The following is a 21790-nucleotide window of genomic DNA, read 5'->3' on the forward strand; positions in this document are numbered from 1 at the left end:
TACTTTTTTATGCTGTAAAACATACTTTTTCTCCAACTCCCCCATTTTCACCCTATTATACACCAATATTTTTTTATAAAATTTTCGTCCCTGCCTCGTTTCTTCGCGACAGGGACGATAATAGGGGATATAATTAACCTGAGGTTGTGACTAAATTTTCTCGCAAGGCAACCCGAAGGCTTCGGCTACGGCCGGATAGACGACTTTCCCATCGACTACATTCAAACCTTTGTATAGGGCTTCGTCTTCGGCACAGGCTTTTTCCCAACCTTTATCGGCCAACTTGATGGCATAGGGAAGGGTGGCATTGGTCAGAGCCAAGGTCGATGTGGCCGAAACGGCTCCCGGAATATTGGCTACGCAATAATGAATGATGCCATTGACTTCATAGACGGGCTCGGAGTGCGTAGTGGGATGCGAGGTCTCGAAGCATCCGCCTTGATCGATAGCGACATCGACCAGAACCGATCCTTTTTCCATCAGGCCCAACATATCGCGGGTAATGAGGTGCGGTGCTTTGGCTCCCGGGATGAGCACGGCTCCGATAACCAAATCGGTCGTGGGAAGCTCGGCGCGTATATTGAACTCAGAGGAGTAGAGTGTCTTGATGTTGGCCGGACGGACTTCGTCGATATAACGCAGGCGCGCCAGCGAGAGGTCGGTAATGGTGACATCGGCTCCCATGCCGGCAGCCACACAAGCGGCAGCATACCCCACGACTCCGGCTCCGATTACCAGCACTTTGGCAGGTTTCACACCGGGTACACCACCCATCAGTTTGCCTTTACCGCCTTGGGGACGTTCCAGGAAACGGGCTCCTTCTTGTGTAGCCATGCGACCGGCTACCTCGGACATGGGGATGAGCAACGGCAGGCTGTGGTCTTTCAATTCGACCGTTTCATAGGCCAGGCAGGTGGCTCCGCTGGCCAACATGGCGTCGGTGAGTTTGCGATCTGAAGCAAAATGGAAATAGGTGAACAACAATTGCCCTTTGCGAATGAGGGGATACTCGGGCTCGATAGGCTCCTTGACCTTGACAATCATTTCGGCCACTGCATATACATCGGCTATCGTGGGCAATATGTGGGCACCTACCCGCTCGTATTGCTCGTCGGGGAAGCCGCTATTTTCGCCTGCACCTTTCTGCACATACACGGTATGACCTCTCCGTACCAGTTCGTTCACTCCGGCGGGAGTCATTCCCACACGATTCTCGTTGTTCTTGATTTCTTTGGGGATTCCTACAATCATAGTTTAAGATTTATTAGATTAGATTAATTCGGTTGAAAGATAAGAAATTTATTCGTTAAATCCTCATGCCCAAGCCGATTTTTCGACAAAAAAAGACAACAGACACCGGTACATACCGACGCCTGTTGTCTGTGAAGTCATTTACCCGAGGCAGGTCGAGAGTCAGAATTCAAATTTCTCTTGTTTCATCTCGGCCATGGCATGCATCTGCCCCACATAGGTAACAAAATGAGGAGTCTGCTCGTGCGTGTGCAGGGCATCGGCATCTTTCCAGGTTTCGCAAATCATCAACACATCGCTGCGGGTGGCACTCTCGAAGATATCGTAGGCTACACAGCCGGTCTCTTTCAACGAACATTCGGTCAGTTTTTTAGCAATCTCGAGGAATTGGGCCCGATGAGCCTCATCGACCCTCACAAATACATTCAATCTAATCATCGTTTTTCTGTTTTTACAAGATTTCTTATCACGGGGTAAAAATAGTCTTTTCCTGCTCAATAACAAAGAAGCCGAGCAATAATACAAAAAGAAAAGGTTGTGCCTGTTGCAGACACAACCTCTCGAACAAAATTTTACGCGTCGTTTCCCCGGATATCGACACCCGGCCCTACGCAGTCCCTTTAGAAGGGCAGATCGTCGGTCGAAGAGGGAGCCAAATCGGGGGCTGCCGAAGCCGGCGGAAACGGAGGTATATCGTTGGGCATAGGCGGCATATCGGGTACAGACTGGGCTGCGGGAGCCACCTTGTCTATTTTCCAGGCTCTCACGTCGGTGTACCAACGGCCGTTGAACTCGCGGCTTTCGAGATCGAAGCTGACTACTACGTCATCGCCAATGGCTGCCGGATATTGATCGACCTTATCGCCAAAAAGATTGAAGCAAACTTTTCGAGGATATTGCTCCTCGGTCTCCAACACATACTCTTGTTTCTTCCACGGGTTACCGGCCTTGGATACTCCCTCCTGCAACGGCAACACATGAATGATTCTTCCTTTGATTTCCATACTGAATTTTACAAAATTATTTGGCAACAAATATAACAAAAGCAATCGGACCTCGGGGTCAAACTTTTTCATTTTTTATCTGTTATTCTGCAAAATGCTATTATGCCTGCACTTAGCAAAAGGAGATTTTAACTAAAGGCTTAATTTTATAACAAAGCTCTTTCCTCGTATTCGGAAAAATCGCATTATCTTTGCAAAATGAGAATATATACATTAAACAAATGAAAGAAAAGCAATTAATCGACACTATCATAGAAGGTATTCAAGAAAAAAAAGGAAAGAAGATCACCACTGTAGATTTATCGGATATAGAATCGGCCGCCGCCTCGTACTTTGTGATATGCGAAGGGCAATCGACCACCCAGGTGGCCGCCGTTGCCGACAGCATAAGAGAGTATGTACAACAACATACCGGCATAAAACCTTTTGGATATGACGGATACCAAAACAGCCAATGGATCATTATCGACTATGGCAGCATACTGGCACACGTTTTCCTGCCCGAATACCGGGACTACTACAAACTTGAGCAACTGTGGAATGATGCCAAATTGACAGAAATTCCCGATGTGGAATAATTTTTGATACACTCTTTGCACATTATATAATTGAAATATGGGAAACAACAACATGTCTCCATTAGGTCCTAAAAAGAAACGGATTCGGTTCAATCTCTATTGGATGTATGCGATTATCGCTCTGCTCCTTTTTGGGTTGTACTATGCCAATGATCCTTCGATGAAAAAAGAGGTGAACTGGTCGGAGTTTGAAAAAATAGCCAAGGAGGGCGGCATGACCAGTGTCACGGTTCACGCCAAGAAAGACTATGTCGAGGCTCAGCTCAACGACAGTACGGCCAAGGCGGTTTTCAAGACCGACAATATCACCGGCAAGCCCATCATATCGACCAACATACCGTCGGGCGACAGTTTTGCCACTACCCTCGAAGGGTGGAAAAAAGACAACGGCTTCAAAGCCGAAGTCAACTACGAAAACAGCAGCGACTTGACCAACATCCTGTGGACGTTTGGCCCCATCGTATTCTTTATCATATTCTGGATTTATCTGGCTCGCCGAATGACCAACCAAGGCGGTGGTGGCGGCGGTGGCGTATTCAATGTGGGCAAGGCCAAAGCGCAGCTCTTCGATAAAGACGGTGCGGTAAAGGTAACCTTCGACGACGTGGCCGGGCTGTCGGAAGCCAAACAGGAGGTCGAGGAGATTGTAGAGTTCTTGAAACACCCGAGCCGATATACCGACCTGGGTGGCAAGATACCCAAGGGTGCGCTGCTGGTAGGCCCCCCGGGAACGGGTAAAACCTTGCTGGCCAAAGCCGTAGCCGGCGAAGCCAACGTACCGTTCTTCTCGCTGTCGGGTTCCGACTTTGTCGAGATGTTCGTAGGCGTGGGAGCTTCGCGTGTGCGCGACCTCTTCCGCCAGGCCAAGGAGAAAGCCCCCTGTATTGTCTTCATCGACGAAATCGATGCCGTGGGCCGGGCCCGTGGGAAAAACCCCAACATGGGTTCCAACGACGAACGCGAGAATACCCTGAACCAACTGCTCACCGAGATGGACGGGTTCGGATCGAACAGCGGCGTGATCATTCTGGCTGCCACCAACCGGGCCGACATTTTGGACAAAGCTCTGTTGCGGGCCGGACGTTTCGACCGCCAAATCTATGTCGAGCTGCCCGAGCTGAACGACCGTAAGGCCATATTCAAGGTACACCTGCGCAACGTGAAGATAGACGACTCGGTCGATGTCGATTTGCTGGCACGCCAAACCCCGGGCTTCTCGGGTGCCGATATCGCCAACGTGTGCAACGAAGCCGCCCTTATCGCAGCCCGCAAGAACAAGAAGAGCGTACAGCGCCAAGACTTCATGGATGCTGTCGATCGCATCGTAGGTGGTCTCGAGAAACGTTCCAAGATTACTACTCAGGAGGAGAAACGCTCCATTGCCATACACGAAGCCGGGCATGCCTCGATCAGTTGGTTGCTGCAATATGCCAACCCGCTTATCAAGGTAACCATCGTGCCGCGTGGGCGAGCCTTGGGTGCCGCCTGGTATCTGCCCGAAGAGCGGCAAATCACCACCCGCGAGCAGATGCTCGACGAGATGTGTGCCACCTTGGGTGGACGAGCCGCCGAAGAGGTATTCCTCGGGCGCATCTCGACCGGTGCCTCGAACGACTTGGAACGTGTCACCAAACAAGCCTACGCCATGGTCGTCTATTTTGGCATGAGCGAGCAGCTACCCAACCTCTCCTACTACGACTCCACGGGACAGGAATATGGTTTCACCAAACCATATAGTGAAGATACGGCCAAACTCATCGACAAGGAGGTGAGCCGAATCGTAAACGAACAGTACGAACGCGCCAAATCGATTCTGCGCGAAAACGCCGAGAAACATGCCAAACTGGCCGAGGTCCTGATTACTCGCGAAGTAATCTTTGCCGAAGACGTGGAGCAGATTTTCGGGAAACGCCCGTGGATATCGCGTACCGAAGAGATTCTGCAAGACGAAGAAGAGGCCAAGAAAGAAGAAGAGGCCGCCAAGGCCGAAGGCAAACAGGAAGGCTCGACCGGCGAAAAGCCGCAAGAAAAGGCCGACCACACAGCTACCACACAAGAGCCGGATCAAGAAAAGAAGGAGCCGAAAAAAGGCACCTCCGAGGCTGGACAATAGTTCATGTCCACTGGCTCAATGCAATAGCCCCATTCAAGAGATACCGTTCTTTGCAACGGTATCTCTTTTTTTATGAAGTCCGGCAAAAAAGAGGACCGAAGAAGGACCGTCTTTAGGTGATAATAACTATATTTGTAGGTCATATAAGGCGACTGTCATAGTTCAATTGAGTTCCACCGGATTCTCATGAACCAGAACTTTCACCTTACATATATATAAGAGAGACAAGCAAGAGATTGAGCCTGGCTCTTTACATTGCCTCTCACTTGTATTAATTATTCATCAAAAATAAGAGACCGTGAAAAATCTACTGACCCGAACCTTTACCGGTATTTTATTCATCGCGATCGTCACGGCAGCAGTCCTGACAGGCGCCTATGCCTTTTTATGTGTATTTGGTATCATTGCCCTGTTGGGGTATGTCGAGTTTCTCAACCTCACCCGATTCGGACGACCTTTCGACCAATTACTATTTGTCATCGACCTGGCAGGAGCCTGCGCTCTCTTCCTCTCGACCTTCACCTTTTCGGGACAATTCCCCGAGTCACTGCACAAAGCCTCGATACTCACCTACCTGATTTATCTGATTGCCCGCCCCATCATCCAACTCTATATCTCGCCCGAGAAATCGCCCATCGCCAGTTGGGCCTACAGCATACTGGGGCACATCTACATCGTACTGCCCCTCGCATTGCTGGGCGTGTGGGGATACAACACCGAGTACCAATTGCTATACGGGCACCCCGAATACATACTGATGGCTCTCTTTGCCTTCATCTGGATCAACGACACCGGTGCCTATGTCGTAGGCAGTACTCTGGGACGCCACCGGCTCTTCGAGCGCATCTCGCCAAAAAAATCGTGGGAGGGATTCTTCGGCGGTCTGCTCTTCTGTATCATCCTCGGCCTGTGCCTCAACTACATCATACCCGGCATGCTCACCACTATACAATGGGTTGTCATGGGCGTGCTCACCTCGGTATTCTCGACCTGGGGTGACCTGTGCGAATCGCTGCTCAAGCGCACCGCCGGAGCCAAGGACTCGGGCAAACTGCTCCCCGGCCACGGTGGTATCCTCGACCGGTTCGACAGCGAGCTGCTGGCCTCACCCATCATATACATCTTCTTGACATTCGTTTTATAATACAGATACTTGCACCGATATCTTTTTTACACTAATTTTGTAATCGACAATTACACACACCTATGAGCGACCAACGTTACAACCTGCGCGGCGTATCGGCTTCGAAAGAAGATGTGCACAACGCAATCAAGAATATAGACAAGGGTATCTTTCCCAAGGCTTTCTGCAAAATCATCCCCGACATACTGGGAGGCGACCCCGAGTACTGCAACATCATGCATGCCGACGGGGCCGGCACCAAATCGTCGCTCGCCTACATGTATTGGCGTGAAACCGGCGATCTGAGCGTGTGGCGAGGCATTGCCCAAGACGCCCTCATCATGAACATCGACGACCTGCTCTGTGTAGGAGCCACCGACAACATACTCGTCTCATCGACCATCGGGCGCAACAAGCTGCTGGTTCCCGGCGAAGTCATCTCGGCCATCATCAACGGCACCGAAGAGCTGCTTGCCGAGCTGCGCAGCCTGGGTGTAAATGCCTACAGTACCGGTGGCGAAACCGCCGATGTGGGCGATCTGGTGAGAACCATCATTGTCGATAGTACCGTGACTTGCCGCATGAAACGGAAAGATGTGGTATCGAACGAACACATACGTCCCGGCGATGTTATCGTAGGTCTATCGTCCTACGGCAAAGCCTCTTACGAGAAAGAGTACAACGGCGGTATGGGCAGCAACGGGCTCACCTCGGCCCGCCACGATGTCTTTGCCAAATACCTGGCCGAAAAATACCCCGAGAGCTACGACAACGCCGTGCCCGAAGAGTTGGTTTACTCGGGCAAACTGAAACTCACCGACCAGATAGCCGAGCTGGGTATCGACGCCGGCAAGCTGGTACTCTCACCCACCCGCACCTACGCCCCCGTCATCAAAAAGCTGCTCGACGAGATGCGTCCGCGCGTACACGGCATGGTACACTGCTCGGGTGGAGCCCAAACCAAAGTAATGCACTTTGTCGAGAACATGCGGGTTATCAAGAACAACCTCTTCCCCGTGCCCCCCTTGTTCAGTATCATCCAAGAGCAATCGGGTACCGACTGGCACGAGATGTATAAAGTATTCAACATGGGTCACCGCATGGAGATCTATGTCGATGCCGAAGATGCACAGCGCGTGATCGACATCAGCCGGTCGTTCGACATCGACGCCCGCATTATTGGATACACCCAGGCAGCCGATCACAACGAATTAATTATCGAATCGGACAAAGGCCGGTTTGAATACAAATAAAAATCGTTTCACCCTTCAAACCAAACCATTATGTTGATCATAGGAATAGCCGGTGGAACCGGGTCGGGCAAAACCACCGTCGTAAGAAAAATCATCGAAAGCCTGCCTCCCGGGCAAACAGCCGTTATTCCGCAAGACTCCTATTACTGGGATAGCAGCGACGTACCGGTAGAGGAACGCCAGAATATCAACTTCGACGAGCCGGCCGCCATCGACTTCGACCTGTTGGTCAACCACCTCAAGGAGCTGAAGGCAGGCCGTCCCATCCAACAACCCATCTACTCGTTTCTCACCTGTACCCGGTCGAAAGAGACGATTACCGTCGAGCCACGCGATATCATCATCGTCGAGGGTATCCTCATCCTCTGCAACGAAGAGCTGCGCAACATGATGGATATGAAAGTCTTTGTCGATGCCGATGCCGACGATCGCCTCATACGGGTAATCAACCGCGACATCATCGAGCGGGGACGCACCGTCGAGATGGTCATCGATCGCTACCAGCGAGTACTCAAACCCATGCACCTGCAACACATCGAGCCCACCAAACGCTATGCCGACATCATCATCCCGCAAGGCGGCCACAACACGGTGGCTATCGAGATTATGACCAACTTCATCTCTCACAAGCTCAACGGGTAAGCCTATGTCGAGGACCCTATCCCGCTGGATATACACGCTTCTTGCCCTCTGCCTGGTCACAGCCTGCGGCGGGAAAAAGCAGCACACCTCAGAAGATGTGCCCAACGACTTCGACTCCATTTGTGAACGGGGCGAACTGCGGGTCCTCACACTTTACAGCTCGACCTCCTACTTCCTCTACCGGGGCGAGGAGATGGGTTATGAATATGAACACATCAAACAATTTGCCGACCACTACGGGCTGAAAACCACCGTCATCGTGGCCGACAACATCAAGCACCTCACCGAGATGCTGCAACGGGGCGAAGGCGATATCATCGCCTACGAGATGCCCATCATTGGCGATGCCAAAGACGAATGGATCTATTGCGGCGCCGAAAACATCACCCACCAGGTGCTCATCCAACCCCGCAAGCCCAAGAGCGAGATGATCAACGACGTGGTCGATCTCATCGGGAAAGACGTCTATGTCGAAGCCGGGTCGAAATATGAGGAGCGCATCAACAACCTCAACAACGAGTTGGGCGGCGGCATACACATACACCACATCAACAAAGACACGGTGGTGACCGAAGAACTCATCGAGATGGTATCGACCGGCGAGATTCCCTATACCCTGGCCGACAACAACCTGGCCCAGTTGAACCGCACCTACTACAACAACATCGACATACACCTGCAGGTGAGTTTTCCCCAACGGGCATCGTGGGCCGTGCGCAAGAGCTCGCCGGCCCTGGCTCAAGCCATTGACCAATGGGTCAAGGAGAACCAAAAGTCCGACTCCTACCGCAGCATCTCACGCCGTTATTTCGAGTTGAGCAAATCGTTTCCTACCTCGGCCGTGCTGTCGGTATCGAAGGGTCAGATATCAATCTATGACCACCTGTTCAAGAAATACGCCCGTGAAATCGATTGGGATTGGCGCATCCTCGCCGCCCAAGCCTATAACGAGTCGCACTTCGACACGCTGGCCGTATCGTGGGCTGGAGCCCGGGGACTCATGCAACTGATGCCCCGCACAGCCCAAGCCTTCGGGGTGTCGCCCCAAGAGATTACCAATCCCGAGAAGAACCTGAGTGCAGCGGTCAAAAGCATCCAATCGCTCAACAAGAGCCTTGCAGCCATACAAGACAAAAACGAACGGCTCAAGTTCATCCTGGCCGCCTACAACGCCGGGCTGGGACACGTGCTCGATGCCATGGCCTTGGCCGAAAAGTATGGGAAGAATCCCTATGTGTGGGACGACAACGTGAGCGAATTCATCCTGCTCAAGAGCAACCCCGAATATTTCAACGACGAAGTGTGCAAATTCGGCTATTTCAGAGGACGTCAAACCGTAGCCTATGTACACGAAGTGTTACGATATTACAAAATATACCGAGAAAAAATACCTTTATAAAAACTATTTTCTCCAAAAATTTTTATCTTTGTATAGATGAATTGCTGCACGGCCTCTCTTCGAGTGCCATGCATTTCTCTTCACACACTGAATTTTGTACATTACATAATTTTCTAACTAAAAATTTAAAACGATGAAAAAGAACAAACTGAACATGGCCATGGCCCTTACATTAGCAGCTACTCTTTGCTTCTCTTCCTGTATCGGTTCTTTCAGTCTCACCAACAAAGTTCTCAGCTGGAACGAAGGCGTAGGCAATAAATTTGTAAACGAACTCGTGTTTATCGCATTCCATATCATCCCGGTTTATGAGTTAACCGTGGCAGCCGATGTCATCATCCTCAACTCCATTGAATTCTGGACCGGAAACAACCTCGTAGCCAAATCTTCGACTAAAGAGGTGAAAGGCGAAAACGGCGATATCTATCTGGTAAAGACCGACAAAGACGGCTACACGATTACCAACACGGCCGACAACTCGACCATCGGTTTCGTATTCGACAGCAGCGACAACTCGTGGTCTGTATCGGCCAATGGCGAAACGACCAAATTCATGACCTTCGTCGATGAGAACCATGTAAAATTGCCGGGGGTTGACGGTAACGAAGTAGTGGTTGAACTTTCTCAAGCCGGCGTAATGGCCTATCAAGAAGCAGCCCAACACTGCAATCTCAACCTGGCTCTGAAATAAGACCTTATAGATTCCATAAAAAAGGGGAGGCAATTGCCTCCCCTTTTTTATGCTTGACCGCGGCTCCAAAACCGTTGGGCAGCAAACGAAGGAGATCAACCTCCTCCGCTCACCAAACCCCTTTCGATTACTCGGCAGCCACCTTTTCCAAAATCAATACCAGGTGATTCCAGAACTTCTCTACGGCCGGGATATGCATCATCTCGTCGGGCGAGTGAACACCCCGCAGTGTGGGACCGAACGAAATCATATCGAGTTGCGGATACTTCGTCAGGAACAGGCCGCACTCGAGACCGGCATGGATAGCCTTGATAGCCGGTGTCTGTTGATACAACTCCTCATAGGCAGCCACAGCCACATCCTTGATGTGAGAGTGCATATTGGGTTTCCATCCAGGATAGCCATCGCCATGCGTAGGCTCGGCACCAGCCATGCGGAAGAGACACTCGATTTGATAGGCAATATCGTATTTCTCCGACTCTACCGAGCTGCGCTGACTCGTAGCCACCACAATCTTGCCCGGCTCGGTCATCTTCACCGAGGCCAGGTTGGTCGAGGTCTCTACCAGCCCCTCGATATCGTGACTCATGGCAATCACCCCGTGAGGTGCGGCATAGAGCGCGCTTATCAATGAGCGAGCCACCCGGTCTTCAATCATAAACTCGGGGGTATCGGCCGTAGCCACATCGACTGTCACTTGCGGATCTACGCTACTCAATTCGGCAGCCACGTCGGCAGCAAAATGGTTCACCTCGGCACGAATCGTCTCCTTATCCTCGGGGTTCACGGCAATCACGGCCATCGCCTCACGCGGGATGGCATTGCGCAAGTTACCACCGTCGATGGCACACAAATGCATCTCGTGACGTTGCATGCACATCCACAAGAAACGCGCCAGCAACTTGTTGGCATTGCCACGTCCCAGGTGAATATCGCCACCCGAGTGACCACCCAACAGGTTCTTCACCTCGACCCGCAAAAAGAACTTGCCGGCCGGAACAGGCTCCTGTTTGTAGGTAAAAGTCGAAGTAGTGTCGATACCACCGGCACACCCAATAAAGATCTCGGCCTCATCTTCCGAGTCGAGGTTCAACAGATACTTGCCATCGATCATGCCGGCTTCCAACCCGAAAGCTCCAGTCAGGCCCGTCTCCTCATCGACGGTAAACAGAGCCTGTACACGGCCATGCTTCAGCTCCTTGTCAGAGAGCACAGCCAACGAGGCAGCTATACCTATACCGTTGTCGGCACCCAGGGTCGTACCCCGAGCCTTCACCCACTCGCCATCGACATACGTCTCAATGGGGTCGTGCTCAAAATCATGTTTCACATCGCCGTTCTTCTCGCACACCATATCCATGTGAGCCTGCAAGATAACCGTGGGGGCACCTTCGCAACCGGGCGTAGCCTCTTTGGTAATAACCACATTGCCCGTTTTATCGACCCGGGCATCCAGATTTTGCTCCCGAGCGAAAGCCAACAGGAACTCGCGGATACACTCCTCCTTTTTCGAAGGACGAGGAACTTTGGTAATGGCATCAAAATAGTGCCAAATTGATGATGGTTTCAGTTCTTTAATCTCCATATTCTTCTATTTTAGTTACAATCTGTTCATTGCTAAACTATCTGTACTCAAAAAAAATTATGTTAAAATTCCCGTTTTTACCGATTCTATCGTCAAAATATTTCTATTCTTCGACCAAATTCACATTTTCCTTTCCTATATTTGCACAGCAAAGACAACCGTAAGGCATACACAACCAAGCCGTTTGTTATTACCCTGCCGAGAGTCTTTGTTTTTACTATACAAATATAGTGAAAGGAGTGTGCAAAGACAAATGAAAACCAAGTTTTCAAATGCCTGCACCCAACCGGCTCCTATATTTTTAAGTACAATAAGGATGTGGAATATTTTACTTTTTACCGCAGGATTTCTTGCATTGGCTGTAGCTCTTTTGGGGGTAAGAGTTTTCTTTGTAAAAGGAGGTCGGTTTCCCAGTATGCACATCGGCGACAACAAATATCTGCGTAAAAAAGGGATCTCCTGCGCTGTCTCTACCGATGCTCAGGAGAGGAAGGAGAAAGGTATATAACGATATAAAATTTTAGACTGATAAATAACATGAAGACTTTTACCCTTGCAATCCGGACTACAGCTGTGATTGCCATTTCTTTACTGATGGTACAATGTGGTAACAAACAAAACACATCCAATCAACCCTCCAACGATGCCGCTTCGGCTACTGCCCTCGAGGGAACATTACCCATCGCCTACATCAACGTGGACTCGTTGCTCTCTAAATACAACTTCGCCAAAGATCTCAACGAGAAGATGATCAACAAACAGGAAAATGCCCGTGCCTCAATCAACGAAAAGGCAAGACAGCTGAAGAAAGAGCAGGACGATTTCCAACGGAAATATCAAAACAATGCCTTCCTCTCGCCCGAAAGAGCTCAACAAGAGTACCAACGTCTCGAAAAGAAAGCTGCCGATTTGCAAGAGTATGCCCAACGTCTCGACAACGAGAATATGCTCGAGCAACAAAAAATGCTCATGCAAATGAACGACTCGATCAACACCTTCATCAAAGAATACAACCAAGACAAAAAATACGAGGCTATCTTCAACAACGCCAGCACCCTCTACATCAACCCCGCCTACGATATCACCAACGAGGTTGTCGAGTTGCTGAACAAACGTTATGCCGCAGCCAAGAAATAAGGAATATCCTTGATTTATTTATAATAAAAAGCCTGTTACTTTTTGGATAACAGGCTTTTGCATATAATCCTATGAAACGCCACTCGATTATCATCTCCATTGCCATGTTTGCTTTTGCACTTGTCGCTTGCCAATCGCACGACAACGAGCAACCCTATGAAAAACCTCTGTCACTCGCTGGTAAACAAATGGTTGCAATGGGCAACAGCATCACCTCGCCATCCAACTCGTGGGCCTGGGTCACAGCCCGGCACTTCGACATGGAACTGACCAACCTGGCCGTACCGAGTGCCTGCTGGGCCGACTATCCCTACACGGCCGTCGATACCAATCCCGACCCCCGATACAATGGCAACAATACCAACAACGTCATATCCAACCAGGTATTTCGGTTTCTGCAAATGGTAGTACCCGAAGGGACCGTTATTCCCGAAGCCGAAGGCAAACCGTTTCATAGCGAAACACCTTCGCCTCTCACGGGCCGCAAGAGTGCCGACTCTACATTCGACCCCTTCCTGGTAATCATCTCGTGCGGCACAAACGACTCGGGCAGCGGAACTATCGGCGACATTTCCGAACTGGAGAAACCCTACGACGAAGCCAATCGGGAGACACTCTACGGGGCCATCAACTGGGCCGTATCGGTCATTCGCAAATACTGCCCTTCCTCCCAAATAGTCCTGCTCACCCCCATACAACGCTCGCCCCTACCGCCACGACTGCCCCTGTTTGTCGAAGCCATACAACTGGCCGGAGAGAAACTGGGCTGCCCCACGATTGATATGTATAACGAGTCGGGAATTACCGAAGCCGAAGAGGCTCTGGCACACAAATATCTCTACGACGGACTACACCCCACAGAAGAAGGGAGTATCTTGATGGGCAACACCGTTATCCGTCACCTCGAAATCTTATACGGTATAAGCCAATAGACGATATCACCAAAGGGAGAATGGGAGTCACAAGCGACCCTCGTCGGCATAGCTGAAATAGCCCTCCTCGCCCACGATAATATGGTCGAGCACGGCAATATCGAAAAGCGAGGCAGCCGCCTTGATCTTGCTGGTTACCTTATCGTCGGCACCACTGGGAGCCAGGTTGTTCGACGGGTGATTGTGGCATAGAATAAGAGCCGAGGCCAACTGCTGCAAGGCCGACCGCATGATCAGCTTCACATCGACCACCGTCGCCGAGGTACCGCCCTGGCTCACCCGCAGCGTATCAATTACCCGGTTGGCCCGGTTGAGCAAAAGGACCCAGAACTCCTCGTGAGGCAAATCGATCATCTGCCCACGCAACAGATTATACACATCGGCACTGTGATTGATTGCCGGTCGTTTAGGCACCTCCTCGTCGCGCCGGCGCCGACCTATCTCGAGAGCCGCCATAATCGTAATGGCTTTGGCCTCGCCTATTCCCTTGAAAGGCTTCACAAAATCGTCTATTCCATATTTCCCCAACTTGTTCAGACTGTTGTCGGCAGCATTGAGAATACGCTGCGAGAGCTCGACAGCCGTCTCGTCCACGTTACCCGAGCCAATGAGAATCGCTATCAACTCGGCATTACTCAACGACCGGATGCCATGCAGCATCATCTTCTCGCGCGGACGGTCCTCGGCCGCCCATTCGGCAATAGTCAACTTCTCGCGGTTACGACCCATGGCTACTTGCCTTTACGCAGACGCACCTCCTCGGCCTCGTCTCGACCACGTCCCAATACCACTTTCAGGAAGAAGGCTTTCAAGAAACCCAAGCCGTATCCGCCCAGCTGTATCACACTGGCCACGACCGAGAGAGCTGCAATCTTGAGCCGCTTGTTCACACACCACGAGACTACAAAGATAGCCAGCAGATAGGCCACCAGCGGCAATATGGCCGGCCACCAGAAACAGGCCCCCACAATCATCGCCAGCGACCCCACCACAAAACAGGCCGGGAGCCAGTGCACCAGCTTCAACGTATCGGGATAGAGCAGATAGAGCGAGATGCGCGACATTCCAAAAATATAGATCTGACGGAAAAAGAGCCGCAAGTTTACCCTACGCTTGTGATAGACAAAGGCCTCGCGGATGAGCGAGATACCGAACCCGGCCTGCCGGATACGGGTACTCATGTCAATATCTTCGCTGAACATCTCGCGGAAACCGCCTACCCGCTCATAGACCTCGCGCGAAAATCCCATGTTGAAGGTGCGCGGCGTGAACTTCTCGAGCTGCACCTTTCCACCCCGGATACCCCCCGTAGTGAGAAACGAAGTCATCGAATAGTTGATGGCCTTCTGCACATCGCTGAAGGAGTCGTGAGCGGCATCGGGCCCCCCGAAGCAATCGGTATAGTGCCGTTGCAAAGCCTTGCCCAACACCTCGAAATAACGCTCGGGTATCACGCAATCGGAGTCGAAGAAGATGAAATAGCGACCCGAAGCCCGCTCCATCCCATAGTTGCGGGCGATACTACGCCCCTCGTTCTCCTTGTAATAATAGTGTATATCGACCGCCGACTCATAGCGAGCTACCGCATCGGCACACCGCACCGTCGAGCCATCCTCTACCAGGATAACTTCAAAATCCTTACAAGTCTGCTGTGACAAACTCTTGAGCAGGTCATTCACTTCGTCGGGCCGATTATACACCGGCACTATAATCGAGAAATAGGGCATAGCGACAAATATTCTGTTTTGTACAAATATACATTTTTAATTTCAAACCGCCACCAAATTGCCCGGGCTAAACTTGCCGGGAGAAAAAAGCGGGTACTATCCATTGGTAGTACCCGCTTTTTATCGTTATCTCGTTTGACGTTACAATTATTTGGCACGCTCGATATACGAACCGTCGCGAGTATCGACAACGATCATCTCGCCCGTCTCGATAAAGAGAGGCACACGCACCGTGGCACCCGTCTCTACGGTAGCCGGTTTGGTCGTGTTGGTTGCGGTATCGCCTTTCAAGCCCGGCTCGGTGTAGGTAACCTCCAGTTGAACTTTCACCGGCAGTTCGGCAAAGAGTACCGTATCGGTCGAAGCGTCAGAAACTACCTCGACAACCATACCCTCTTTCAGGAAATCAACGCCCGTGATGAGGTTTTTGTTGATAATCAGGTCGTCCCAAGTCTCTTGGTTGAGGAAGTGATAGTGCTCACCCTCGTTGTAGGAATATTGATACGGACGACGTTCTACCCGTACATCTTCCAGTTTCTCACCAATGTTGAAGCGGCGCTCAATCACACGACCCGATACCACATCCTTGAGTTTGGTACGCATAATCGTGTTGCCCTTACCCGGTTTTACATGCAAAAATTCTACACAGAAATAGAGCTTTCCGTCCAAACGGATACAGGTCCCGTTTTTAATGTCTTGCGAGTTAATCATACTTTATCTTATATTATTATTTCGATTATATTATTCTTTGTCTCTGAAGTTTCGGCCTACAAAAGTAAACTAAATCAATAAAATCTCAAAAAGAAATTCCCCAAAAATAGGTTTTCTCTTGGTTTATTAAAAAAAAGTATCTATTTTTGCAGTCCGAAAATAAAGAATAATAACGATAAAATATAACGGCAATGAAAAGAACATTTCAACCTTCGAACAGAAAAAGAATTAACAAACACGGATTCCGTTTGAGAATGTCAACTGCAAACGGTCGTCGCGTATTGGCCAGCCGTCGTGCAAAAGGTCGTGCCAAACTGACGGTTTCGGACGAAAGACATCCTTTCTAAAAAAATTTATCCGACATATGAAAAGGGGCTGTATCGATGATACAGCCCCTTTTCATATAGTATTACCAACAGAATTAAAAGAGTATATTGGCCGAAGCACCCCAGGTGAGTGCATGAATCGCGCTGTTGCCCGAGCGAGCGGTCTGTATGCCCAGTTCCTGCGAAGGCAACAGGCTGTACGACGTCGAAGTCGAGGTATAGTCGCAAAAGAAACGAGCACCCAAATTGCGCTTCATCATGTATCCTATCGACACGCCGGCACTCCACACAAAACCATTGCGATTAAAATCGATCTCGTCGCATCCCAAGGTATGCGATGGGATGTAATTATAACCGGCCAATGCCTTGCAGCCTACCGACCAACGGCTCGTACAGGGATACTGCAGATAGGCCCCCGCCATGGCCCGGCCTTCGTCAAGAGGCTCGAGAGCGGCATCGGGTTGGGTATTGAGCGATACCGGTATGTTCGAGACCGTAGCCAAACCTCCGCACCCGATATATTGGTTGAAGAAATAGGCACCCTCCACACCTATGCGGCTACCGATACCGGTATTGAGCCTCATCCCCTGACCCAAATCTATACGGCCAAGCCCCGACGAAAATCCCATGTAAAGGCCTACAAACGAAGGCTTCTCGAGCAACGGATAATAAGTAGGGTCGAAGTTCAACCCCTTATCCTTAAATATCAAGTCGGCCAAATAGTAACCCAACTCGGTCGAAAGAATACCTATACCGGCTCCGGCCAGCACATCAGATACCCAGTGACGGTTGTTCAACTGGCGGCTCACACCGGTCACAGCCGCTACCGTAAAGGCCGAGATACTGTACCACGGACTGCGGTCGCCATACTCCTTGTGCATCATCATTGCCGTCATAAAGGCGGTAGCCGTATGGCCCGAGGGGAACGACTTGTAGTTGCTGCCATCGGGGCGCTGCACATGTGCCGTATATTTTATGGTGTTGACCACCGTAGCCATGATGGCTGCCGAAAAGGCATCGGAGACCAGCATGCGGCCCCACGAGCTGCGGCTCTCCACGCCAAAGCCCTTCAATCCCAGCATCACCACGGCCGGTGCATATTGCAGATAGTTGTCATACTCATATTTAAATCGGGGGACGTAGTCGTTGCGCAACTGGCGAAAACGCTCACGCCCCGGTATGGTGGAGACTCCGGCCACGACGAGCGGCACACCCACATAGGTCATCTGGAACCACTTCGACGAAGTGGCCTTATCGACCTTCTGGTTGAAGCGCTGCCACGAGTTGAGCGGGCGCAAATCGACTGCCGTATCACGAGAATCGGCCACCGTATCACGGGCAACCGATCGCAGAGTAATCTCTCCCCGGCTCGGGAATACCGAAGTAATCAACAGAGCGACTGTCAAGAATCGTATAATGTGTCTCATTGGTCAAAAAAAAACTTTTAGCATAGTGTATGGTTCGGCAAAGGTCCGGCAATTATTCGGGATATCCAAAAAACGGCTCCCTATATTTATTCAACCGGTACTATCTTTCCCAAAGAGAGATACCAGATAAAACCGGTTACCCGGGCATATCCCATCCCGCCGATAAGCTCCATGTAGGTACGCACCTGCCGCTTGTAGGACGACCGTTCGACGGCTCCGAACTTATAGTCGATAACCGCCACACCATCGGGGGTTTCGACTACCCGGTCGGGACGATAGAACGAACCGTCGGCTTGCAAAATCTCACGCTCGGTCCACACCTTTGCCCCGAGCGAGAACCACGGCTTCACCCGCTCGTCGCCCAGCCACTCTTCGAGCTTGCCGAGCGTCTCTGTGGCTTCGGCCACCGACAATTCGCCGGTCTGTACAAAGGAGGCCACCGTATCGTCCAGCCGGTCGAGGGTATCGACCTCGCTCAAGATACGGTGCATGAGGGTACCGTAGGCCCGGTCGTTCCCCTCGCCGAATACTCCCTTGCCCTGCAACCGCAAGTGCAGGCGGTTGCCCGGCTCGATAGAGCGATACACTCCCGAGGCGATGGTATGCCCCGCAACCTCGCTCACCGGCCTGTCGCCAGCCCGCCAGTCGCTGCCGGTCTCGTAATGCAAATCACCGCCGTCGCCACCCTCGGGGAAAAGTATCTCGTTCAACAACGCCGATATACTGCCTGCGCTCTCTCGCTTCGCCCGGTTCTTCTGTGCCGGTGCAAAGATATGTAGCTCTTCGCCGGCCCGGGTAAAAGCCACATAGGCCACATTGAGGTTATCGATGTAAGCGTGCATCTTCTCGTCGAAATATTCGGTAGCATAATAGGTCTGAGCCAGACGACTGCTGTATCGTAAGGGAAGCACGGGAATCTGCGAAAAGGGCTCGCCCTGCGTGCGGCACCAGATAAAGTTGGTCTTGTCGGAACGATGATCGAGTTTCCAGTTACAAAACGGGATAATCACCACCTTGAATTCCAACCCCTTCGACTTGTGAATCGTCATCACCCGCATGGCATCCTGTTCCTGCGGGGTTGTCACCGAGAGCTTCTCCTCGTTGTCGTCCCACCAGGCCAGGAACGAAGCCAAATCGGCCGTGTGGGTGCGGCAATAGTCCAGCACATAATCCTGGAAAGCCTGTATATACACCCGTTCGCCCCGATCGTTCCCTACCCGGGTAAAGCGGGCAATGATGCGTTCGCACATTTCATACAAAGGCTCCTTGCGCACACTGTCGATAAAGTGCAGGAAATCGTCGTCGAGATGCTGCCCCATGTCGCCGCGATGTTCGAAATAGGAGAGTAGCACCGCCTCGTCGCTCCCGGCCGACTTCTGCCGGTTATACTCATAAACCGCCATCACCCGGTTCAGTTCGTCGGATGGGTTTTGGATGTATCGCAAGATTCCCACCAGCAACCCGATAACCGGCGAGTTCTTGATGAGCAGCGACTCGCTCGAAATGACATCGTAGCGATAGCGTGGGTCGCGATTCTCGTCGTTGAGCCGCAACAAGAGATCGACCAGTAGGGTACCCTCGCGAGCCGTTCGTGTGAGAAAGGTGATATCGCCTGGCGAATAGCCCCGGTCTTGCAGGTCGCGCAACAGGTCGGGGATGCGCGACAAGGCCTCGTCGCAGAAATCGTCGCGGGTATCGGCCTCCCACAGGGTCACTTCTACCCGACCGCCCCGCGAGAGATTCGAGTCGCACACCTTCTGCTCGATATCGGCATAAGCCTTGCGCACCTTCACCTCAAAGTCTCCATCGACCAGAGCCGACTCCTGCACCTCGCGTTCCAACTCCTGCTGAAGCCGCTCGGCCGCCTCGCCGAAGATGCGGTTGTTGAACTCGACAACCCGGGCACAGCTGCGGTAATTCGTATCCATGGACCGCTCGCTATACTGCGACGGTCGGAAACAGGACTGAACCCCCTCATTGAGCAGCGACCAGTCGGAGTTTCGCCACCGGTATATACTCTGCTTCACATCACCCACAATCAGGTCGGTATGGTCGTGACTGAGACTCTCGCCGATGAGCGGAGCGAAATTGCGCCACTGCAGATTCGAGGTATCCTGAAACTCGTCGATCATAAAGTGATTTACCCGCGTCCCTATCTTCTCATAGATAAAGGGGGCATCGTTTTCGTTGATGACCTCGTTGAGGATACCGGCCGTATCGGAAAGCAGCAGCACGTTGTGCTCGCGTTCATACTCCTCGATGCGGCGGTCGATATCGACCAGGATACCCAGCGCATAGATATATTTGGCACTTTGCAAGGCCGTATTGTAACGGACATAGGGCTCCCCGAAGGCAGTCACCACCTCCTGCATCACCGGGTTTAGCTCGGCATACAGCGAGTCGATGCACTCGGGGCGGTCGCTTTTGGCAAACCAGTTGTCGCGATTATCGACATTGTCCCTGAAGGTCTGGGTAGGCGGGTCATACTTGCCATCGGCCAACTTGCCAAAGTAGAGTGCCCACGAGCGGCTCTTGCCCTTGAATCGGTCCATCGGCACGCCATGTCTCTCGATAATCGACCGGGCCGTCTCGCCCAGTTGGCGCAAAAGCGATTCAAACTCGCTCTTCAGGCGGCGCATCTCGCGCAGATAGCGGTCGAGCACTGTCTTGTCCTTGATTTGGGTCAGAATCGATTCGCGAAACAGTTTGTAATTCTCCTTCGACAACTCGCCGGCCAACTCTCGCAAGTCGTCCTTGCGATCGGCCCGGTTGCCCAGGCTCCACCAGTTGCCCGACTCGATGCGCTCCTGGGCATAATGCACCAGCCAGTTGAGCAAGCCCTTCTGGTCGTCGTCCGAGAGATCGGAGTACATGCGGTCGATAGCCGAGGCGGTCACGAAATCGTTGTCCATCTCAACCTCGAAACTGCCCTGCAACCCCACCTCGCGGGTGAAATTGCGCAACACCTGCTGAAAAAAGCGGTCGATAGTACTGATATTAAAATAGGAAAAGTCGTGCAGCAACACATAGAGCGTCTCGGCAGCCGTAGCCTGTACCTGCCCGGGGTCACAGCCAAAAAGCCGTGTAAGCGTATCGAGGTAGGGCGACTGGTCGGGGTGGTGAGCCAACAAGTCGAGCTGAGCCACAATGCGGTGCTTCATCTCCTCGGTAGCCTTGTTGGTAAAGGTCACCGCCAGGATGCGCCGATGCGCCGAGTCGTTGCGACGGTAAATGCGATAGCGGCCCTCCTCGTCGCGATAACCCAACAACAGTTTGATATACTCGAGTGTGAGTGTATAGGTCTTTCCCGACCCTGCCGATGCCTTGTAGATGTGTAACATACAGCCCCCCTCAGATTATGCGTGCCTTGTACCCGTCGGCCAACAAGAGTTCCAATACCTTCTGGCGGAAATCGCCCTGAATCAGAATCTCGCCATCCTTGTCCGAACCGCCCACGCCACACTTGGTTTTCAACTTCTTAGCCAAGGTGTGCAGGTCGTCGTCCGTACCTACGAAACCGGTCACGAGCGTGACCGACTTGCCGTTGCGGTTACGCTTGTCGAGCGAGACGCGCAACTGCTGTTTCGCCGGGGGCAAAGTTTCAACCTCTTCCTCCTCGTCCACTTCGAATTTGAAATCGGGATTGGTCGAATAGACCACATTCAATCGATCTTTCCAGTCGTTATTTTTTTTCATTGCGGCTTTTCTTGGGTTCATTTTTGTGTAACAAAGATAGGCAAAGTCGAAAGTAGAAAAACAAGCTTGCTTGATTTTTATACTGAGACGCATCCTATTTTATCCAAAGATAGGCAAAGTCGAGTGCAGTGACAAACAGAAAACAAAGTTTTCAAAGTTTGACTATGCCAAACCGAATTCTATCTTCTGTAAAGA

Annotated in this window: 21 protein-coding genes; 11 read left to right on the top strand and 10 right to left on the bottom strand. The window is 51.5% G+C overall.

The genetic code is table 11. The annotated features are described in order from the left end of the window. Nucleotides 1-150 precede the first annotated feature (150 nt). The 3 genes from ald to B5G10_RS06780 all read right to left on the bottom strand — a co-directional run bounded on the left by ald (nt 151) and on the right by B5G10_RS06780 (nt 2255). Nucleotides 151-1251 carry an alanine dehydrogenase gene (gene ald, locus B5G10_RS06770; protein ID WP_087423979.1) on the bottom strand — a complete coding sequence of 367 codons (1101 nt, stop codon included), beginning with the start codon at nt 1249-1251 and terminating at the stop codon, nt 151-153. 162 nt (nt 1252-1413) lie between these two features. Next, nucleotides 1414-1689, bottom strand: coding sequence for a putative quinol monooxygenase (locus B5G10_RS06775; RefSeq protein ID WP_087423980.1), 276 nt, complete (start codon nt 1687-1689; stop codon nt 1414-1416). A 182-nt stretch (nt 1690-1871) separates the two neighbouring features. Then, the gene (locus tag B5G10_RS06780) at nt 1872-2255 is read right to left on the bottom strand and encodes a DUF3127 domain-containing protein (protein WP_087424082.1); all 384 of its coding nucleotides are present in this window, start codon (nt 2253-2255) and stop codon (nt 1872-1874) included. 221 nt (nt 2256-2476) lie between these two features. Here B5G10_RS06780 and rsfS point away from each other — a divergent pair, with 221 nt between their 5' ends. The 7 genes from rsfS (at nt 2477) to B5G10_RS06815 (ending at nt 10054) form a co-directional block, all read left to right on the top strand. Continuing rightward, nucleotides 2477-2833: a ribosome silencing factor gene (gene rsfS, locus B5G10_RS06785; RefSeq protein WP_087424083.1), complete on the top strand. Its 357-nt coding sequence runs from the start codon at nt 2477-2479 to the stop codon at nt 2831-2833. Between the two features lie 52 nt (nt 2834-2885). Next, nucleotides 2886-4946, top strand: a complete 2061-nt coding sequence (gene ftsH, locus B5G10_RS06790; protein ID WP_241147730.1) for an ATP-dependent zinc metalloprotease FtsH — start codon at nt 2886-2888, stop codon at nt 4944-4946. Between the two features lie 298 nt (nt 4947-5244). Further along, nucleotides 5245-6090 (top strand): phosphatidate cytidylyltransferase, encoded by an 846-nt coding sequence (locus B5G10_RS06795; RefSeq protein ID WP_087423981.1) that lies wholly within the window; start codon nt 5245-5247, stop codon nt 6088-6090. 62 nt (nt 6091-6152) lie between these two features. Then, complete coding sequence (locus B5G10_RS06800) at nt 6153-7322, top strand: AIR synthase related protein (protein WP_087423982.1); 1170 nt, start codon at nt 6153-6155, stop codon at nt 7320-7322. 30 nt (nt 7323-7352) lie between these two features. Then, a complete protein-coding gene (udk, locus tag B5G10_RS06805; protein WP_087423983.1) occupies nt 7353-7964 on the top strand; it encodes a uridine kinase in 612 nt (203 codons plus the stop codon). Nucleotides 7965-7968: 4 nt separating this feature from the next. After that, nucleotides 7969-9363 (top strand): transglycosylase SLT domain-containing protein, encoded by a 1395-nt coding sequence (locus tag B5G10_RS06810; RefSeq protein WP_087423984.1) that lies wholly within the window; start codon nt 7969-7971, stop codon nt 9361-9363. 133 nt (nt 9364-9496) lie between these two features. After that, a complete protein-coding gene (locus tag B5G10_RS06815; protein ID WP_087423985.1) occupies nt 9497-10054 on the top strand; it encodes a DUF3332 domain-containing protein in 558 nt (185 codons plus the stop codon). Nucleotides 10055-10181: 127 nt separating this feature from the next. On the opposite strand, the gene B5G10_RS06820 is transcribed toward B5G10_RS06815, so the two are convergent. After that, nucleotides 10182-11639: an aminoacyl-histidine dipeptidase gene (locus B5G10_RS06820; protein ID WP_087423986.1), complete on the bottom strand. Its 1458-nt coding sequence runs from the start codon at nt 11637-11639 to the stop codon at nt 10182-10184. 316 nt (nt 11640-11955) lie between these two features. Between B5G10_RS06820 and B5G10_RS06825 the strand changes: the two genes are divergently transcribed. The 3 genes from B5G10_RS06825 (at nt 11956) to B5G10_RS06835 (ending at nt 13708) form a co-directional block, all read left to right on the top strand. Beyond that, on the top strand, nt 11956-12147 hold the full coding sequence (locus B5G10_RS06825) for a hypothetical protein (protein ID WP_087424084.1): 192 nt from the start codon (nt 11956-11958) through the stop codon (nt 12145-12147). Nucleotides 12148-12176: 29 nt separating this feature from the next. Continuing rightward, the gene (locus B5G10_RS06830) at nt 12177-12776 is read left to right on the top strand and encodes an OmpH family outer membrane protein (RefSeq protein ID WP_087423987.1); all 600 of its coding nucleotides are present in this window, start codon (nt 12177-12179) and stop codon (nt 12774-12776) included. Between the two features lie 71 nt (nt 12777-12847). Continuing rightward, nucleotides 12848-13708 carry an SGNH/GDSL hydrolase family protein gene (locus tag B5G10_RS06835; protein WP_087423988.1) on the top strand — a complete coding sequence of 287 codons (861 nt, stop codon included), beginning with the start codon at nt 12848-12850 and terminating at the stop codon, nt 13706-13708. A 27-nt stretch (nt 13709-13735) separates the two neighbouring features. On the opposite strand, the gene radC is transcribed toward B5G10_RS06835, so the two are convergent. The 3 genes from radC to efp all read right to left on the bottom strand — a co-directional run bounded on the left by radC (nt 13736) and on the right by efp (nt 16146). Then, complete coding sequence (gene radC, locus B5G10_RS06840) at nt 13736-14437, bottom strand: DNA repair protein RadC (protein ID WP_087423989.1); 702 nt, start codon at nt 14435-14437, stop codon at nt 13736-13738. A 2-nt stretch (nt 14438-14439) separates the two neighbouring features. Continuing rightward, nucleotides 14440-15435: a glycosyltransferase gene (locus B5G10_RS06845; protein ID WP_087423990.1), complete on the bottom strand. Its 996-nt coding sequence runs from the start codon at nt 15433-15435 to the stop codon at nt 14440-14442. Nucleotides 15436-15582: 147 nt separating this feature from the next. After that, the gene (gene efp, locus B5G10_RS06850) at nt 15583-16146 is read right to left on the bottom strand and encodes an elongation factor P (RefSeq protein WP_087423991.1); all 564 of its coding nucleotides are present in this window, start codon (nt 16144-16146) and stop codon (nt 15583-15585) included. 191 nt (nt 16147-16337) lie between these two features. Here efp and rpmH point away from each other — a divergent pair, with 191 nt between their 5' ends. Beyond that, a complete protein-coding gene (gene rpmH, locus B5G10_RS06855; protein ID WP_008862477.1) occupies nt 16338-16493 on the top strand; it encodes a 50S ribosomal protein L34 in 156 nt (51 codons plus the stop codon). 74 nt (nt 16494-16567) lie between these two features. On the opposite strand, the gene B5G10_RS06860 is transcribed toward rpmH, so the two are convergent. The 3 genes from B5G10_RS06860 to B5G10_RS06870 form a co-directional block, all read right to left on the bottom strand. Continuing rightward, entirely contained in the window at nt 16568-17899 is a 1332-nt protein-coding gene (locus B5G10_RS06860) for a phosphatase PAP2 family protein (RefSeq protein ID WP_241147731.1), read from the bottom strand. A gap of 86 nt (nt 17900-17985) precedes the next feature. Further along, nucleotides 17986-21240, bottom strand: coding sequence for a UvrD-helicase domain-containing protein (locus B5G10_RS06865; RefSeq protein ID WP_087423992.1), 3255 nt, complete (start codon nt 21238-21240; stop codon nt 17986-17988). A gap of 10 nt (nt 21241-21250) precedes the next feature. Beyond that, the gene (locus B5G10_RS06870; RefSeq protein ID WP_087423993.1) at nt 21251-21595 is read right to left on the bottom strand and encodes a translation initiation factor; all 345 of its coding nucleotides are present in this window, start codon (nt 21593-21595) and stop codon (nt 21251-21253) included. Nucleotides 21596-21790: the final 195 nt, after the last annotated feature.

The sequence above is a fragment of the Barnesiella sp. An55 genome, from assembly GCF_002161555.1.
GTDB classification, from domain to species: Bacteria; Bacteroidota; Bacteroidia; order Bacteroidales; family Barnesiellaceae; genus Barnesiella; species Barnesiella merdipullorum.